At 59.0% G+C, this 18,244-nt stretch carries 12 protein-coding genes; 7 read left to right on the top strand and 5 right to left on the bottom strand.

Annotated features, from left to right (window positions below; translation table 11 throughout):
• Positions 1 to 122: 122 nt before the first annotated feature.
• Complete coding sequence (locus ACI3K0_RS01590; RefSeq protein WP_183821491.1) at positions 123 to 1,958, top strand: aminopeptidase P family protein; 1,836 nt, start codon at positions 123 to 125, stop codon at positions 1,956 to 1,958.
• Here ACI3K0_RS01590 and ACI3K0_RS01585 read toward each other — a convergent pair whose 3' ends face one another.
• The 3 genes from ACI3K0_RS01585 to pncA all read right to left on the bottom strand — a co-directional run bounded on the left by ACI3K0_RS01585 (position 1,959) and on the right by pncA (position 3,849).
• On the bottom strand, positions 1,959 to 2,282 hold the full coding sequence (locus tag ACI3K0_RS01585) for an AzlD family protein (RefSeq protein WP_183821492.1): 324 nt from the start codon (positions 2,280 to 2,282) through the stop codon (positions 1,959 to 1,961). It lies immediately after the preceding gene.
• 13 nt (positions 2,283 to 2,295) lie between these two features.
• Positions 2,296 to 3,024 (bottom strand): AzlC family ABC transporter permease, encoded by a 729-nt coding sequence (locus ACI3K0_RS01580; protein ID WP_148147632.1) that lies wholly within the window; start codon positions 3,022 to 3,024, stop codon positions 2,296 to 2,298.
• A 198-nt stretch (positions 3,025 to 3,222) separates the two neighbouring features.
• Positions 3,223 to 3,849, bottom strand: coding sequence for a bifunctional nicotinamidase/pyrazinamidase (gene pncA, locus ACI3K0_RS01575; RefSeq protein WP_183821493.1), 627 nt, complete (start codon positions 3,847 to 3,849; stop codon positions 3,223 to 3,225).
• A gap of 171 nt (positions 3,850 to 4,020) precedes the next feature.
• Between pncA and ACI3K0_RS01570 the strand changes: the two genes are divergently transcribed.
• From ACI3K0_RS01570 to ACI3K0_RS01560, 3 genes are all read left to right on the top strand, one after another.
• A complete protein-coding gene (locus ACI3K0_RS01570; RefSeq protein ID WP_183821494.1) occupies positions 4,021 to 5,508 on the top strand; it encodes a hypothetical protein in 1,488 nt (495 codons plus the stop codon).
• A gap of 224 nt (positions 5,509 to 5,732) precedes the next feature.
• The gene (locus ACI3K0_RS01565; RefSeq protein WP_404944832.1) at positions 5,733 to 6,956 is read left to right on the top strand and encodes a YeeE/YedE family protein; all 1,224 of its coding nucleotides are present in this window, start codon (positions 5,733 to 5,735) and stop codon (positions 6,954 to 6,956) included.
• 424 nt (positions 6,957 to 7,380) lie between these two features.
• Positions 7,381 to 8,787 (top strand): DUF2778 domain-containing protein, encoded by a 1,407-nt coding sequence (locus ACI3K0_RS01560; RefSeq protein ID WP_246435741.1) that lies wholly within the window; start codon positions 7,381 to 7,383, stop codon positions 8,785 to 8,787.
• Between the two features lie 31 nt (positions 8,788 to 8,818).
• Here the strand turns inward: ACI3K0_RS01560 and ACI3K0_RS01555 are convergent, their stop codons facing one another.
• On the bottom strand, positions 8,819 to 9,964 hold the full coding sequence (locus ACI3K0_RS01555; RefSeq protein ID WP_183821496.1) for an amidohydrolase: 1,146 nt from the start codon (positions 9,962 to 9,964) through the stop codon (positions 8,819 to 8,821).
• A gap of 291 nt (positions 9,965 to 10,255) precedes the next feature.
• Here ACI3K0_RS01555 and ACI3K0_RS01550 point away from each other — a divergent pair, with 291 nt between their 5' ends.
• Positions 10,256 to 11,002 carry an alpha/beta hydrolase gene (locus ACI3K0_RS01550; RefSeq protein ID WP_183821497.1) on the top strand — a complete coding sequence of 249 codons (747 nt, stop codon included), beginning with the start codon at positions 10,256 to 10,258 and terminating at the stop codon, positions 11,000 to 11,002.
• 62 nt (positions 11,003 to 11,064) lie between these two features.
• Here ACI3K0_RS01550 and ACI3K0_RS01545 read toward each other — a convergent pair whose 3' ends face one another.
• Entirely contained in the window at positions 11,065 to 13,575 is a 2,511-nt protein-coding gene (locus ACI3K0_RS01545; RefSeq protein WP_183685877.1) for an ATP-dependent helicase, read from the bottom strand.
• 295 nt (positions 13,576 to 13,870) lie between these two features.
• Here ACI3K0_RS01545 and ACI3K0_RS01540 point away from each other — a divergent pair, with 295 nt between their 5' ends.
• Together ACI3K0_RS01540 and ACI3K0_RS01535 are read left to right on the top strand one after the other, a co-directional pair.
• The gene (locus ACI3K0_RS01540) at positions 13,871 to 15,055 is read left to right on the top strand and encodes an efflux RND transporter periplasmic adaptor subunit (protein WP_183821498.1); all 1,185 of its coding nucleotides are present in this window, start codon (positions 13,871 to 13,873) and stop codon (positions 15,053 to 15,055) included.
• Complete coding sequence (locus ACI3K0_RS01535) at positions 15,052 to 18,240, top strand: efflux RND transporter permease subunit (RefSeq protein WP_404944831.1); 3,189 nt, start codon at positions 15,052 to 15,054, stop codon at positions 18,238 to 18,240. Before ACI3K0_RS01540 ends, ACI3K0_RS01535 begins: the two co-directional genes overlap by 4 nt.
• The last annotated feature ends 4 nt before the right edge of the window (positions 18,241 to 18,244 follow it).

The raw sequence follows: 18,244 nt of genomic DNA, 5'->3' as shown, positions 1-18,244 counted from the left end.
GGAGGTTTCAATCTTCGACCTCTTGTTTTGCCGCATGTGTCTCTCGCAAAACCGCTGCACACTTTCGTTCGACATGCTTTAACGTGGATGTTCAACGGAATCGCAGCATTGGAATGGCAGCCATGTTTCAGTCTTTCGACAATAAGTCCTCTCCCCAATATGGTCGCGAGCGCGTCGCGGCGCTTCGCGCTCGCTTCGCGGATCTCGGTATTGATGGTTTTCTCGTGCCGCGCGCTGACGAATACCAGAGCGAGTATGTTCCTGAATCCGCCGAGCGGCTGTCCTGGCTTACCGGATTTACCGGTTCGGCGGGCATGGCGCTTGTCACGCAGAAAGAAGCAGTTGTTTTTGTCGACGGCCGTTATGTGACGCAGGTTGCCGAGCAGGTCGATGGCAGCGTGTTCACCCCCGGTGATCTCGTCAATGAGCCGCCGCATCTCTGGCTCCGCTCGCATGCTCAGCAAGGTTTTCGTCTCGGTATCGATCCCTGGCTGCATGGCGGCCAGGAGGTGAAGAGGCTTGAGAAGGCGCTGGAGGAGATTGGCGGATCGCTGGTGCTTCTTCCCGAAAACCCACTGGATACCGCCTGGGTCGATCGTCCGGCCGAGCCGCTTGGCGCAGTTGCCGTTCAGCAGGAGGCTCATGCTGGAAAATCGGCGGCGGAGAAGATCGCGGAGATTGCAGCCGGTCTGAAGGCGAAGAATATCGCTGCCGCCCTGATCGCCGATCCGTCTTCGGTCGCCTGGATCTTCAATATTCGCGGTGGCGATGTTGCGCATACGCCGCATCCGCTGTCGCGCGCGCTAATTGCCGCGGATGGCAAGGCAGAACTCTTCATCGATGAACGCAAGCTTGGCGATGAGGCCCGCACCCACCTGCAGCCGCTCACAAGCATCAAGCAGCCTGCAGCGCTGATCGAACGGATTGGCGCTTACGCCGCCGATGGCGGTCGTATCCTTGTCGATCCTGAGCTGACGGCACTCGCTTTGATCACCGCCATAGAGAGCGCGGGTGGCGTCGTGGTCGAGGGGACTGACCCCGCACGCCTGCCGCGCGCCATCAAGAATGCGGTGGAGCTGAAAGGCTCGGCCGACGCGCATGTGCAGGATGGCGTTGCCATGGTGGAGTTTCTTTATTGGCTGGATCAGGCCAAACCCGGATCACTCACCGAAATCCAGGCGGTCGAGGCTCTTGAAGCGGCGCGTGCGCGCGTTGGCCAGAACCTGCAGAACCCTCTGCGTGACGTCTCTTTCGACAGCATTGCAGGAGCCGGTGAACATGCGGCGATCATGCACTATCGCGTCACCCGCCAGAGCGACCGCGAGATTGAAGAAGGCGAACTTTTCCTGATTGATTCAGGTGCGCAGTATATCAACGGCACCACCGATATCACGCGCACGGTGGCGATCGGCAATGTGCCCGAGGACCGCAAGCGTTTCTTCACGCTGGTGCTGAAAGGCATGATCGGTATCAGCACGGCACGTTTTCCCAAGGGCACGCGTGGTTGTGACCTTGATCCTTTGGCGCGCATCGCGTTGTGGAAGGCGGGTGGCGATTTCGCCCATGGCACGGGCCATGGAGTTGGATCCTATCTCTCCGTGCATGAGGGGCCGCAGCGTATTTCGCGGCTTGCCACGCAGGAGTTGTTGCCCGGTATGATCCTATCGAACGAGCCGGGTTATTACCGTCCCGGTCATTACGGCATTCGTATCGAGAACCTGATCTTCGTTCGTGAAGCAGAGGAGATCGTTGGCGGCGACATGCCGATGCGCTCTTTCGAGACGCTGACCTGGTGCCCGATCGATCGTCGCCTGGTTGTCGCTTCGTTGCTGACGGAGGAGGAGCTGGAATGGCTGAACGCGTATCACGTCACTGTGCGCGAAAAGCTGCTGCCGCTGATCACCGATGCGGCGGTGCGGGCATGGCTTGAAGCCGCTACCGCACCGGTTGGTGCCTGATCAGATACCGAGATCGAACCCGTAACGGGCGGCCATCACGGCCGCCCAGCCAATGACCAGGATTGTGAGGCCGGGGAAACGCAGCCCTACGACCAGGGCAACAGCCATGGCAATCTTGATGTCCCAGCCGCCATAAACGAATGGCGGCGCGACCAGCGTCGTCAGTACCGCGGCCGGCACGGCGTTGAGTGCCGATTCCACCCGTGGCGGGATGCGCTTCATGCTACTCATCAGCACATAACCGCCGACACGCGTTAAATAGGTGGCGATTGCCGCGACCACGATCAGCATGGCCGTGCCCGAATTTATGGAAAAGGCGTTCATTTCGCTTTCCATGTCACATCGCCTCCCTTTCTATTTCCGAGACGTCCGGCTCCTCGTGCACTTTTGGTGGTGGCAGGATGGCGGCAATCAGGATGCCGAGTGCTGCGCCGACGCTGATATGCCAGGGCGAACCGACGACGTGGAAGGCGACGACCGAACCGAGAGCGCCGGCCAACATGACGGGAAAGAAGTTGTGACGGCCGCGGAACCCCATGGTCAGTCCGAGGAAATAGATCGGCAGGAGAACATCGATGCCAAGTGCTTTCGGATCACCGATCATGCGGCCGAAAAATGCGCCGATTATCGTTGTCAGTATCCAGGACACCCATACGACCGCGCCCATTGCGAAATACCAGCGAAACGTCGCCGGTTTTCCAGCATCTTCGCGTTTTACCGTCTCTGCGAATTGCGGATCGACGAGCAGGAAAAAAGCAAGCCAGCGCTGGATGTGCGGATAACGGCCGATGACAGAAGCGAGTGCCGCGGAATAGAGGATATGGCGAAAGTTTACTGCCAGAATGGACAATACGATGACCCATGCGGCGACGTGATGGCCAAACAACTCGATGCCGACCAACTGGCTGGCACCACCATAGACAAGACCGCTCATAAGGGCCGCTTCTGCAATGCTAAAACCGTTGTCGACCGCAATGGCGCCAAAAAGGATGCCGAAAGGGGCTGATGAAATCGCCACGACGGCGCCTTTCTTCAGCCCGTTAGTCAGTTGCTCTCGTTTGTCCATACTCTGTTCCGGCTGCATGACGGCTCCCGCATAGCTGACCGAGCAGAATGAGCACTCTCCAGTCTACTCCCTAGATCATGTGCGTGTAGAAGCAGCCGCAGTTACACGCAATTGAATTGCGTTTATTCAATTCATCGATTTTGTTGATAATGTCCGGGCAGGGCCATTCGCCATGCTTAGAGGCGAAAAAGTTACGCCTTAGTCGGCGAGGATAACTTTACTGGTGACGATATCGACGCCGCACTCACGCATTTCGGAGATTGCGTCTTTTATTGCCTGCGGATCGATACCGCGACTTGCGTCAGATATGAACCGGACGTTGACGTTCGGCAGCATATCACGGGCGTCGAGAGCCGAGAACTTGACGCAGTAGTCGGTCGCAAGGCCGCAGATGTCTAATTCGGTTATCTGCTGGGCTTTGAGATAACCGGCGAGCCCGGTCAAGGCGGCATGGTCATTGTCACGAAAGGCAGAATAGCTATCAACGGCCGGGTTTTCACCCTTCTGCTGTATGTAGTCGATCTCGCTTACTTCAAGATCAGGATGGAACTCCGCATCTGGGGTGCCCTGCACGCAATGATCCGGCCACATCACTTGAGGCTGGCCGGAGAGTTCACCCATCTCGAAAGGTTTTTTACCGAGGTGCTGTGAGGCAAAGCTGCCATGATTGGCGGGATGCCAATCCTGGGAGGCCACGACTACGTCATATCCGCCATCGCGAATCAGGCGATTGGCAATGGGGATCACCGAATCGCCGTCTGGTACGGCCAGGTTTCCGCCCGGGCAAAACCCGTTCTGCATGTCTATCAACAGCAGTGCTTTCATGACGCTCTCCCGCGTTTTCCGATAGCAGAATGCCAAGCCACAATTCCATGATCAAGAAAATTGTTCAAGAAATTCATGGTGATCGAATAAGTGTCTATAAGGAAGCTAAATTAGAAATAGCTTATTAAGCATGTTGCGAAATGATTGGTTATCCGAACTGGAGGGGTCGCCATGAAACGCCTTGTCTTTCCCGCAATTGCCTTGCCTATAACGCTTGTCTCAAGCCTCTACAGTACTGCGGCGCATTCCCAGTCGGCACCCCTCGTCAATGTGTGCTCGGGCCTCAGCGTCGATCTTCCGGTGCTTCAGCCAGTGACCACGGGCATACTGGACCCGTTGCTCAATCCGTTGGCATCTCTGATCGATCTCAATATTGCCGGGGCACTGAGTGGCCAGAATATCGGTCTCAGTGTTCTGGATACCAACGGCCAAGCTGTCAGCAGCGCGGACTGCGGTCTGGCTGCCGACTCGATCGATATCGATGACGCGCGGGGCATCTCGATGGGCGGCGGCAGCCTCAGTGGGCTTGGTGGAGCTGGAAATGCGGCATCTGTTGCGGGAGAGGTGAATTCGGTCGCCATCGGTAACGGTGCAACAACTAGTGCGGCTGCGGCGAATGCTATCGCACTCGGCCTGCGGGGCACGGTGACTGCCGCAAACGGCATGGCACTTGGTGCGGATGCGAATGTAAGCGCCGCCGGTGGTGTCGCACTTGGTTCCGGTTCGGTGGCATCACGTGCAGGCATGGGAGGCGCCACCGAACTCTTCTCGGGGACCGCAGTCTCGTCCACCGCCGGTGCCGTTTCTGTCGGTACAGCGGGTGGAGAGCGTCAGATCACCAATCTCGCGGGTGGTACGGCCGACACCGATGCTGTCAACGTTCGGCAGTTGCGCGCCGTGAGCGATACCGTCACCACCGGCCTTGGGGATGTTGCCATCGCTCTTGGTGGCGGATCTACCTACAACAGCAGCACCAATGTCTTTACCGGGCCGAGCTATACGTTGCGCGGCAACACCTATACCGATGTCAATTCGGCGCTCCAGGCGATCAACTCCTTTATCGGCGGCGCGGGCACCAACGGGGCTCTGGCTGCCAACAACACGAGTGGTCTGCCGAATGCAGTTGCAACCGGTGCCGACGCAACGGCCGTAGGCTACGGATCCAGCGCAGCTCATGCCAACAGCACTGCGATCGGACGTGGGGCGACCACCACCCGCGCAGGTCAGGTTATGATCGGAACCTCGACAAATACCTATACGATGCCGGGCGTGACCTCGGTCGCGAGCCGGGCGGCACAAAGTGGGCCGACGCAGGTTCTGACGACCGATGCAGCGGGCAATATCGCGTCGGCCAATATCGACGTTAACCGGATCAGTTCTGACATTTCCAATCTGCGCGGCGATGTGTCCAGCTTACGCCGGGAAACCCGCAAGGGCATCGCGGCTGCGATGTCGATGACGGCTGCACCGAAGCCCTCCGCACCGGGTAAGACATCCTGGTCGACGAATATTGCCGGATATCACGGCGAGATGGCCACCAGCTTTGCTGTCGCCCATATGTTCGACAGCAACTACCCGGTCATCTTTGATGCCTCGGTTGGTTATTCGCCCGGCGGTGGAGCACCCGGCGTCCGCGTCGGTCTTTCCGGCGAGTTTTGACAGCAGTTCTCAGAACCCCTGCCGAACTGGTATTCCCCCCGCCATTCGGCTCGTTCCACCCCGCGATCCCCTCGCGGGGTGGAATGCTTGGTAGTCTGATTTCGACTGCACACTTCGTCTGGTGTGGAAATATATTCTTCAGTGCGAAGCCGCGGTAAAAATGTCTACCTCGTAACATCCTGGCGATGCCGCTACCTACAGCGCAAAATCAGGAGCTTAATTTTATGACGATTTCCTCTTCGATGGGCTCGGGAGCGCCGACGGCGTCGCCTCTTGGAGCGCCAGGTCTCATTTCCCTCGTCGTGCTCGTTGCGGGTACGCTGGCGCTCGGCGCAGTTTATGGGCCGGCTCAGGGCGCGCTGTTTCTCGTCGGTGGCGCTCTGGGAATTTCTCTTTACCATGCCGCTTTCGGTTTTACCTCGGCCTGGCGGGTCTTCATCGCCGAGGGCAGGGGGCGCGGCCTGCGCGTCCAGATGATCCTGCTTGCACTTGCCGTCATTCTGTTCTTTCCGTTTCTGGCGAGCGGAACACTGTTCGGCAATGAAGTGCGCGGCAATATTTCCCCGGCCGGCATCGGTGTTATTGTCGGCGCCTTTATGTTCGGCGTGGGTATGCAGCTTGGCGGCGGTTGCGCTTCCGGCACTTTGTTCACCGCCGGTGGCGGCAATGCGCGCATGCTGGTCACGTTGTTTTTCTTTATCGTCGGTTCGCTGATCGCGACGCTGCATACCGCATGGTGGGCGGCGCTGCCTTCGTTGCCGCCGACAGCGTTATTTCAGACATTCGGTGCCGCCGGCGGTATCGCCGTGTCTCTCATCATTTTCGGCGCAATCGCCGCGATTACCGTGGTGGTGGAGAAGAAGTGGAACGGCGCGCTGGAACAGGCGCCGCCATCACCGCGGCAGGGCTTTGCACGATATCTGCGCGGACCCTGGCCGCTTGTGTTCGGTGCGGTCGCGCTGGTCACCCTCAATTTCGCGACGCTTGCGATCGCAGGGCGGCCCTGGGGTGTTACCTCGGCCTTCGCTCTGTGGGGTGCCAAGGGGGCACAGTTGATCGGTATAGATCCGGCTTCCTGGCCCTATTGGCAGCAGCCGGGTAATGCCAAGGCTCTGGCATCGAGTGTTTTTGCTGATGTCACCTCGGTCATGGATTTCGGCATCATTGCAGGCGCCATGCTGGCTGCAGCTCTTGCAGGCAAGTTTGCACCCAATCTCGATATTCCGTTGCGCTCGGTGCTGGCGGCGGTCATCGGTGGTCTGCTGCTGGGCTACGGTGCCCGGATTGCCTATGGCTGCAATATCGGTGCCTATTTTTCCGGGATCGCCTCTGGGAGCCTGCATGGCTACCTTTGGGCTGTCGCTGCGTTCGCGGGCAATGTTGCCGGCGTAAAGCTCAGGCCCTGGTTCTTTAACGAAGGTCGAGCGATCCGTCGGATCGACGGCTGATAAAATATCGCTGTTTCTGACAAGTGACGGCCACGTATATCGTGGCCGTTTTTCATCACGGGTCTTTTTTATTGTGCCGCTGCACAGCGTCGCATCCCCAGCGATTTATTCCCGTTGCCTTGTATAACCGGGTTTTTGTCGCTAAACAGCAACAGTCGTCAGCTTGACCGCCTTAATCGCCGAGGCCAGAAACACAGCCTTGCCGCATTTTGGCTAAACTTCCGACGGCATGCGCTTTTATGAGCGCCATCGAAACTGATCGGGGCGGCGTAAAGACATTGGTTACCATAATCGTTCATTCTCTCACCCATTCGCAGAGTGGCTTTGCGCGGAATCATTCCTCTTCGGAAGGCCACTCCAGTCTGGCAGGCGAGGCGCTTTTTGCGGCCTTTGCAGTGATGAGTAACGGTTCGGGTAACGAGTGATGGTGCGTAGGGTCGAAGCCTCCACGAAGCGGAACAAGGTCTCGAAGCGTCCGGCGAAGCGCAAGCACGGCCGTTCGATCTTTATGAATATGGCTATTGGCATCGGGCTCACCGCTTCGGCGTTGATCGGTGCTTCGGCGATTACCGTGGCAACTGCGGTAAAGCCTGCCCGGGATATGCATTTTCAAACCGCTCTTCTTTCGCCTGCTGTCGCGGGTGAGCATTTGACGCGTGATCGTGCCGACAGAACGCTTGACGTTGCGAAATTCTCCAGATTGCCCGGCCAGTCACTGGCTGAAGCCAAGGGGAGCCGTCTGGCCGGGGCAGAGGCTGCTGCCTTGGAAGCGCTGCGTCCTGAAGGTTCGACCGTCAGCCAGGCGCTCCATCATGCCATGGCGAAAGCGGCCCGCAAGGTTGAGAACGAGCAGCAATTTGCGGCTCTGACGACCAGGCGTCCGGCTGCCACCGCGATCAGGTCCGCGCTCGCCCAGGCAATGGAAGATACTGTACTGGTCGCACCGCGCGGCGATAGCGCGATGCCCGACATGATTCAGGATGCGGAAAACGTTACCAATGTTGCCGCGCTGAAAGACATGAAGCCCGTCGAAATGGCTTCGCTCGATACTTCGGACAGCGATGACGCCACCGTCAGTTCGCCATCGGTCGAAATCACACAGGACGTCGTGGCGCTCGCTGTTCCACCTGCAGCCGACATTTACGCACTTCCCAAGGCAGGTCCGTTGCCGGTAATCCGGCCTGCGGCTGGCATGCGCGGCGATGACGCCAAGCCTGCCGTTCGGGCTAATGCTCTGGCTGCCATCGCATCCGTTGCACCTCAAAAACCCAGCAAGCCTGCGGGGGATGACAAGCCGACGGTGCTTGCATTCGCCAAGCCCGACAACCCGATGCGCGAGGAGCCGGAAAGCCCAGCCGCGCCTTCGCCCAAATGGCCAGGTCTCGGCACCAAGGTTGCGATCTACGACATCACCAATGGTGTCGTGCACATGCCGAACGGAACCAAGCTTGAGGCGCATTCCGGCATCGGTAGCATGCGCGACAACCCGAAATTCACCCATGTGAAGATGCGCGGCCCAACCCCTCCGGGTACCTACAAGCTTTCGATGCGCGAATCTCTCTTCCATGGCGTCGCCGCAATTCGCCTTACGCCGACGGACGGAAAGCCGCCACAGGGCCGCACCGGGCTTTTGGCACATAGCTTCCTGCTTCGTGTTCGGGGCGATTCGCACGGCTGCGTCGCATTTGCCGACTACGATCGCTTCCTCAAGGCATTCCAGCGCGGTGAGATCACTCACATGATCATCGTGCCCAAATGGGATGGCAAGCGCCCCGGCTCGGGTTCTGGCGGCGGCTTCATGGCCAAGCTGTTCGGCAACAACGACGCATAAAAAACGGAGCCTTTTGGCTCCGTTTTCGTATTTAGCCAAGTGTATCGCGCACGGCACGGAGGAAGATTTTCGCGCCGATCGGGATAAGGTCATCCGGAAAATCATAGTTCGGATTATGCGGCGCGGGGTGATCTTCACCAGCGCCGAGAAACAGCATGGCCGACTTGGATACGCCGCCGAAACGGCCAAAATCTTCCGAAGCACGAAAACCTTCGCCGGGCTCATGGGTGACGCCTTCGGCATCCATTGCCGCACGCAGTATATCGGCAGCATTGGCATCGTTGACACAATGGCCGAACACTTCCTGGTATTCGATTTCAAGCTTCAGTCCTGCCGTCTCGGAAGCCTCACGCGCCATGGTTTCAGCTTTTCCGACAAGCGCCGCCATCTGGTCGTCCGTCGATGTGCGCAACGTTACCCAGATCTCGCCATAGCCCGGAGCGACGCCGACTGTCGGCTCTCCGATCGCCGCATGGGTGACGGTGGCGCGGACGAGATTGCCTTCCGATACCGTGCCCGTCGATAGGGCATTGAGTGCCGGCATCAGGGTTGCAACGGCAGTGACAGGCGAAGTGCCTGTTTCGGGATAGGCGGCATGGGCGGTCTTGCCAGACAGAATGATTTTCATGCCGCGCGAAGCGCAATTGGCCGGGCCGTCCTTCAGCCAGACATGGCCGAAAGGAACACCAGGCATATTATGCTGGGAGAGGCTGAAATCAGGCGTCAATGCGGCGAATTTCTCGTCGGCGATGACGGCTGCAGCACCGGCGCCGTTTTCTTCTGCCGGCTGAAACAGCAGGATGGCGCGGCCGCTTTTGGGGCGTTCACGGCCGAGCACGCGGCCAATGGCGGCAAGCGTCGCCATATGGCCGTCATGGCCGCACATGTGGCTCTTGCCGGGAATTCTCGATCTGTAATCCGGATCGCCGAGTTCCTCGATCGGCAGGGCGTCGAGTTCGGCGCGGATCATCATGGTCTTTCCAGGTTTGCCGCTGTCATAGATTACCGCCACGCCGGTTCCGCCAAGTCCTTCCACAATCGCGTCTGGCTCGGTCTGGCGCATGAAGCGGACGACTTCTCTCGCAGTCTCCACCTCTTCTCCGGAGACTTCCGGCATGGTGTGAAGATGGCGGCGCCAGGCCGTGGTTTCGATTATGTCGTGATTGGTGAGAGACATGAACGTGCTCCGTATTCTCGGCTGGGAAAGAGACCTAGCGAACAGTTTTGAAAGGAGCAATGCGGCGAGAAAACTTCGCGCCTGAAATCTTACAGCAATGATTGGAGCCTCAACTCGTATCTGCTCTATCTGTTTCTGAAGGAATGACATGTGACTGGCTTCGGTTTTTCAAGGTATCTGTCCACCGCCCGTGTGCTGTCGGGGGTGGCCTTGTTTACGGCTGCAATGGCGGCTTCCGCTCACGCACAGCAATTTGGGCGGCAGGTCGGGATGCTAGCGAACGGAGGAGGTGTGGAGCGCGATGTTGCCTATGGCTCCATGGCCGAGCAACGCATGGATGTCTATTTGCCACAGAACGCGCAGAGATCACCGATCATAGTGATGGTGCATGGCGGTGCCTGGGCGTTCGGCTCGAAATCCGCTCCGGGCGTAGTCGACAATAAAGTCGCACACTGGTTGCCGAAGGGATTTATCTTCGTTTCTGTGGAGACAAGGTTGGCCCCTGCCGCTGATCCGGTTGAGCAGGCGACTGACGTCGCGGCTGCAATGGCGATGGTCCAGCGCCGCGCTGCGTCATGGGGTGGCGATCCTTCGAAGATGGTTCTGATGGGACATTCGGCCGGTGCTCATCTTGTCGCACTCGTCTCTGTCGATCGTTCTATCGCCCAGAAGGCGAGCGTGAAGCCATGGGCAGGAACCATAGCGATCGATAGTGCAGCCTACGACGTTTCGTCCATCATGGAGCGGCCGAACCATCCCCGATTTTATGATCAGGCATTCGGAAGCGATCCCCGTTTCTGGAAAATAGCTTCTCCGACGTTTTATGCTGGCTCAAACATGCCGCGCATGTTGCTGGTATGCTCCAGTCTTCGGAGCGATTCTTGTCCTCAGGCAAATGCTTTTGCCAGAAAATCCGGCGGACAGGCGAGGGTTCTTCCGGTTTCCCTGCGCCACATGGCGATCAACCGTACGCTCGGGCTTGAAAGTGATTACACGCGCCAAGTCGATGCGTTCATAAATTCAATCGTCGCGAGATAAGCCTCGCCACTGCTTCACGCTGGCAGCAAGAGTACAAGCGGTAAGAGGCGTGGCGACTGCCGTCACGCTTTTTCCACAAAACCATCCAGAACGCGCTTTTGACCAGCTCGGTCAAATTCGATCGTCAGCTTGTTGCCTTCGATCGCCATGACATTGCCATTGCCGAACTTGATGTGGAAAACCCGATCGCCGATAGTGAATTTCGATGGCGTGTCGGCCACCGACTTGGCCACAAGCTCGCCGTCGATCGTGCGGCCGCGCGGGCCGCTTTCTCCGTAACCGATGCGTTCCACCGCATGGCCGGAGCGGTTGCCCCAATTGTCGCGAGTGGCGTCCGTCTTGTTGGCCTGGGCGCGTTTCCAGCCTGGCGTCGAGTAGTTGTTGGCGAACGGATCGGCCTTGTCGAAACGCGACTGGCCGTAACCGCCACGCCCGCCATACCCGCCGTAATTCGATGAATCGGAAGCTGCCACATCGACGTGGTTCTGCGGCAGTTCTTCCAGGAAGCGGGACGGCATGGTCGATTGCCATAGGCCGTGGATACGCCGGTTGGAGACGAACCAGATATGGCAGCGGTGCTTTGCGCGCGTGATCCCGACATAGGCGAGGCGGCGTTCTTCCTCGAGACCGGATCGACCGCCTTCATCAAGCGCCCGCTGATGCGGAAAGAGGCCTTCCTCCCAACCAGGCAGAAAGACCGTGTCGAATTCCAGCCCCTTGGCCGAATGGAGCGTCATGATCGAGACCGCGTCGAGGTTCTCGTTCTGCTCGGCATCCATGACGAGAGAGACGTGCTCAAGGAAGCCGCGCATGCTGTCGAACTGCTCCATCGAGCGGATCAGTTCCTTCAGGTTGTCGAGACGACCCGGTGCTTCCGCTGACTTGTCGTTCTTCCACATGTCGGTATAGCCCGACTCTTCGAGGATCTGCTCGGCAAGTTCGGTATGTTCCGTTCTTTCAAGCCGTTCCTGCCAGTTCCTGAAGTTCTGCACGACATCGAAAAGCGCCTTGCGCGCCTTCGGCTTCAGCTCATCCGTTTCGACCATCTCGGCCGCGGCCTGCAGCATCGGAATGTCGCGGGCACGGGCGGAATCGTGCAGATAACGCACGGTCGTATCGCCAAGCCCACGCTTCGGCGTATTGATGATACGCTCGAAGGCCAGATCATCCGCCGGCTGGCAGACGAGGCGGAAATAGGCCATGGCATCGCGGATTTCGAGCCGTTCGTAGAAACGTGGACCGCCGACGACGCGATAGTTCAGGCCGAGTGTGACAAAGCGATCTTCGAACTCGCGCATCTGGAAGGAGGCGCGCACGAGGATCGCCATATCGTTGAGTGCATGCTTCTTGCCGTCGCCGTCACCCCGCTGCAGCCGCTCGATCTCCTCGCCGACGGCACGGGCTTCTTCCTCCGAATCCCAGGCTGCATGAACGATGACTTTCTCATCGTCCGGATCGACGCGATCGGTGAACAGCGTCTTGCCGAGCCTGCCTTCATTATGGGCGATCAGGTGGCCGGCAGCGCCGAGAATGTGCTCGGTGGAACGATAATTGCGCTCCAGCTTGATGACCTTGGCGCCCGGAAAATCCTTTTCGAAGCGCAGGATGTTGTCGACTTCCGCACCTCGCCATCCATAGATCGACTGGTCGTCGTCGCCAACGCAGCAGACGTTCTGAGGCACGTTCTTAGGTCGCTGTGCCAGCAGGCGCAGCCACATATATTGTGCGGTATTGGTGTCCTGATACTCGTCGACCAGAATATAGCGGAATTTCTCGTGATATTCCTTCAGCAGGTCCGGCGTCTTGCGAAAGATCGCGATCGGATGCAGCAGAAGGTCGCCAAAGTCGCAGGCGTTGAGCGTTCTCAAGCGCGCCTGATAGGCAGCGTAAAGTTCGCGGCCCTTGCCATTGGCGAAGGCGCGCGCGTCTCCTTCGGGGATATCGTGTGGAAGCAGCCCCTTGTTCTTCCAGCCGTCGATCATGCCGGCGAATTGTTTTGCCGGCCAGCGCTTGTCGTCCAGGCCCTCGGCCTGGATCAGCTGCTTGATCAGTCGAACCACGTCATCGGTATCGAGAATGGTGAAGTCCGAACGAAGTCCGACGAGTTCGGCATGGCGACGCAGGATCTTCACCCCGATCGAGTGGAATGTACCAAGCCACGGCATGCCTTCGACTGCACCGCCGACGAGGACGCCGATACGCTCCTTCATCTCGCGCGCCGCCTTATTGGTAAAGGTGACGGCGAGAATCTGGCTTGGCCAGGCTTTACCGGTCGCCAGAATATGAGCGATACGAGTGGTCAGGACACGCGTCTTTCCGGTACCGGCTCCTGCAAGAACAAGAACCGGGCCGTCCACGGTTTCCACGGCCTCGCGCTGTTCAGGGTTCAGGCCGGATAGATAATCCGCGGCAGGGCGTGCGCCATCGCGCGCTGCCATGGCGCGAGCCGCTATGCCCAATCCACCTGATGCCCCGCTCTGGAGTTGCTGGCGATCAGATGGGGCTTGCTGCCTGCGCGGCGCGGGTTCCGGCTCTTCATCGAAGAACGGAATATCGTCGAAACTGTTACTCATGCGGCCAATGTAGTGATTCGAGCCGGAAAGGCCAGTCGATGTTCTCTTTTCATTCCCGTTTTGGTGGATGAAATAGTCCATCACGGTGCGAATTGAACTACGACACGCGAAAATCGTTCAAGCTGACAAAGCTGTCGATAACGACGTTTTTTGCAACCAAAGGGATGATCTCATTCTGACATAAGCGTGAAATCCCGTGATGTTACAAATCGGTAAGGCAGTGGTGCAGCCATTGCTTGTTAATAGGGAAACGAGGATACTCCTCATACCCATAAGATACTTCACGAGGACATGAATGCGGATCTGGAACCAGCTTCTTCTGTCGGCTGCGGTTTTACTCGGAGGCCTCTGTTTCTGGGTTTATCTGTCGGCGGATGCTGGCCGCACGCTGGTCTCGATGGGAGTGCCTGAGGCAATCGTCTCGACGATCAATCCTAAAGCGAGGGAACCGGCTTCGGCGACCGTGGCCGGAAGCGGCCAACGCTCGACAGGCGCGGGCGGCAACCGGCAGAATTCGTCGGGCGGGCAGGCCGTGCTGGTTGCAACACGTCCGGTCGGAACTGGCATCGTCAACGACAGCCTTTCCGCAATCGGTGATGGTGAGGCGATCCAGTCGGTTATCGTCATGCCGCAGGCGGCGGGCACGATCAACGAGATCCTGGTAAAATCCGGTGATCAGGTGAAGAAGGGGCAGGTTCTCGCCCAGCTAGACGATGACGAACAGATCATCCTGCGCGATCAGGCACAGGTGCTTCTTCGCAGCGCAAAGGAAAAGTCGGAGAGCTACCAAAACCTGAAAAGCTTTTCACGGCTCGAAGTGCTCGATGCGCAAATTGCCGAAGAGACGGCTCAGCTTGCGCTAACCAATGCGCAGCTCTCGCTGAAGCGCCGGTCCGTTGTGGCGCCGATCGATGGCATCGTCGGTATCGTCGCCATCAATATCGGCGATAACGTCACGACGTCGAGCAATGTGGTGACCATCGACAACCGATCCGAACTGCTCGTCGATTTCTGGGCGCCAGAGCGGTTTGCCGTGCAAGTGAAGACTGGCATGCCGGTGGAGGCCGCGTCGATCTCCCGTCCCGGACAGACATTCAAGGGGTCTGTCGAGGCGGTGGATAACCGCGTCGATCCCGCCAGCCGCACGATCCGCATCCGCGCAAAAATTCCGAATGGCGAAGATGAATTGAGGGCTGGGATGTCCTTCGGCGTTACCATGCGTTTCCCCGGCGAAACCTATCCCGCTGTCGATCCACTTGCGATCCAATGGGATACGCAGGGCTCCTTCGTCTGGCGGATCGAAGACCACAAGTCGGTAAAGGCGAGGGTCAGGATCATCCAGCGCAATCCGGACGCCATTCTTGTTGCGGCAGACCTGAACGAAGGCGATGCGATTGCAACGGAAGGCCTGCAGCGGGTTCGCGAAGGTGGTGCAGTGCGCATTGCCGGTGAAAAGCCGCCGGAGGTTGCCAGCCGATGAGCGAGGATAAAGGCGGACAATCGCACGAGGTCGCGCAGGGCGGATCAAACGGCCAATCCGGCAAGCAGGGTTTCACCGCGCTTTTCGTACGGCGTCCTATCCTCGCCGCGGTCATCAACACGTTGCTGGTGGTCGCCGGTCTTGCCGCGCTTGTCGGTGTCGAAGTCCGCGAGCTGCCGGATGTCGATCAGCCGGTGATCAGCGTTCGCACCACCTATGATGGTGCATCGGCGCAGACGATGGACCAGGAGGTGACCGATGTCATCGAGGGTGCCGTTGCGCGAGTCAGCGGCCTGAAAACGATCTCATCGATTTCCGACTTCGGCCAGAGCCGGGTCACACTCGAATTCAGCGATACTGCGGATCTGGCTGTGGCGGCGAACGACGTGCGCGATGCGCTCGGCCGCGTGACCGGGCAATTGCCGGAGGATGCCGACGAGCCACGCATCATCAAGGCGGATAGCGACAGCCAGCCGATCATGCGTCTTGCCGTGACCTCGTTCACGATGTCGATGGAAGAGCTGACGCTTCTCGTCGATAACGAGGTTTCCGACCGGCTGGCCGCCGTCGATGGTGTTGCCGATGTCGAGCTTTACGGCGATCAGGAGAAAATCTTTCGCGTTGACGTGAACCAGACGGCGCTGGCGAGCCGCGGGTTGACGATTGCGGACCTTTCGAATGCATTGTCCACCGCTGCCATGGATGTGCCGGCGGGATCACTGGAATCCTCGACACAGGACATCGTCGTCCGTGCCACGGCCAATCTCACCAAGCCGGAAGACTTCGAAAATATCCTTATCAACGACAATGTCCGGCTTCGCGATGTCGCGACCGTAATGCTCGGGCCGGATGATGGGACGACGGCGCTTCGGTCGAACGGCATCCAGGGCGTCGGTCTCGGCGTGCTCCGACAGGCTCAGTCGAATACGCTCAGTATTTCCGAAGGTGTTCGCGCCGCCGTTGCAGAATTGTCGAAGAGCCTGCCGGAAGGCACGCGGATCGCGATCACCAGCGATGACGCCGTGTTCATTCAGGGCGCGCTGCACGAGGTAGAGATTGCCCTTGCCCTCTCGGGTACGATCGTGGTTCTGGTCATCTTCCTGTTCCTGCGCGACTGGAAGGCGACGCTCATTCCTGCGCTGACCATGCCGGTTGCGCTGATCGGCACGCTGGTCGCGATCTATATGGTCGGGTTCTCCATCAATATTCTCACACTTTTGGCCATCGTTCTGGCGACCGGACTTGTCGTCGATGATGCGATCGTCGTTCTGGAAAATATCGTGCGGCGGAGAGCTGAAGGCATGGGGCCGCGTGCTGCGGCCGTGATCGGGACGCAGGAAGTGTTCTTCGCGGTTCTTGCGACGACGGCCACGCTCGCCGCAGTCTTCATCCCACTTTCCTTCCTGCCCGGCCAGATGGGCGGTCTGTTCCGCGAATTTGGTTTCGTTCTCGCTTTCGCTGTGGCGCTTTCATCGATCACGGCGTTGACGCTCTGCCCGATGCTTGCCTCGCGGATGCTGACCAAGCCGATCAAGGAGAAGCATGACGGGCTGCTCGGTAGATTCGGCACGTTGTTTGCCAATGTCTATCGAACGACGCTCCATGCCTGCCTCAACGTGCCGGCTGCAGTCGTTGTGGTCGCGCTACTGTTTGGTGGTGCTGGCTACATGGCCTTCAAGACGGTCAAGAGCGAACTGACACCGCCGGAAGACCGGGCGATGGTGTTCCTGCGTGCCACCGCGCCGGAGGGCGTCAGCCTGAAATATATGCGGGACAAGCTGCAGCAAGTTGAAGAAAAACTTCAGCCGCTCGTCGACGCGGGAGAGATTCAGAACATCTATTCGATCTCGGGGCAGGGCGGAGCGAAGAACAACGGCTTCATGGTGCTGACGCTCGCTCCCTGGTCGGAGCGCGAGCGCAGCCAGGCGGACATCGTCAAGGATATCAACGCGGCGACGGCGACTGTGCCGGCACTCAGAGCCTTCGCCCAGCAGCAAAATAGCCTGCGTATCCGCGGCGCCGGCAACGGGTTGCAGATGGCGCTGGTCGGTACCAGCCACGAACAATTGACGGCGGCTGCGGCAAAGCTGGTGGATTCGCTGCGTGAGACCAATCTGTTCGATACGCCACGCCTGAACGATGAGCCTAATCAGGCGCAAATTTTCATAACGGTCAATCGCGAACGTGCGTCTGACCTCGGTATCGACATCAAGGCTCTCGGTACGGCGGTGCAATCGCTTCTCGAAGGGCGTTCTGTCGTCGATGTGTTCGTCGATGGCGAGGCGATCCCGGTCAAGCTCAAGTCAACCACGAGGCCGATCGACGATCCAACCGATCTCGAAAGCATCTTCCTGAAGACCAAGGACGGACGAATGGTGCCGATGTCGACCGTCGCGACATTGGAGGAACGCGCGGTGTCTCCGACGTTGCGGCGGGAGCAGCAGCTTGCTTCGGTTTCCTTCTCCGCGGGTCTCAAGGAAGGCGTATCGCTCGGCCAGGCGGTTCAGGTGGCGACCGAACTGGCTCAGCCGCTGTTGCCACAGGGATCGCGTCTGATCCCGCTTGCGGAAGCGGCGACGCTCAAGGAAAATTCCAGCGGCATGGCGCTGACCTTCGGCTTTGCCATCGCCATCATCTTCCTGGTGCTGGCAGCCCAGTTCGAAAGCGTGCTGTCGTCTATCATCATCATGTCGACGGTGCCGCTGGGGCTTGCCTGCGCCGCGTTTGCACTGGTGCTGACGGGGTCCAGCCTGAATGTCTACTCGCAGATCGGTCTCGTCCTGCTTGTCGGGGTGATGGCCAAGAACGGCATTCTGATCGTTGAGTTTGCCAATCACCTGCGAAACGAGGGCGCCAATTGCCGGGAGGCGATCGAACGGGCCTGCAGCCTGCGTCTGCGGCCAGTGATGATGACGATGATCGCAACCGTGATCGGTGGTCTGCCCCTGGTTCTGGCTCAAGGGGCCGGTGCCGAGGCCCGTATCGCGCTTGGTTGGGTGATCGTCGGCGGCCTCGGCTTTGCCACGCTGGTGACGCTCTACATTACGCCGGTTGCCTATCTCCTGCTTGCCCGCTTCGCCAAGCCGCACGCGCATGAGGAAGCCCGTTTCCATGACGAGCTGGAGAATGCGAAAAAGAGCCGGGCGAACGACAGCAAGCAGCCTCCTTTGATGGCAGCCGAATAGGATC

This window comes from Rhizobium sp. ZW T2_16, from assembly GCF_044987325.1.
Classification (GTDB): Bacteria; Pseudomonadota; Alphaproteobacteria; order Rhizobiales; family Rhizobiaceae; genus Neorhizobium; species Neorhizobium cellulosilyticum.
This window is presented reverse-complemented; position numbering and strand designations above follow the sequence as displayed.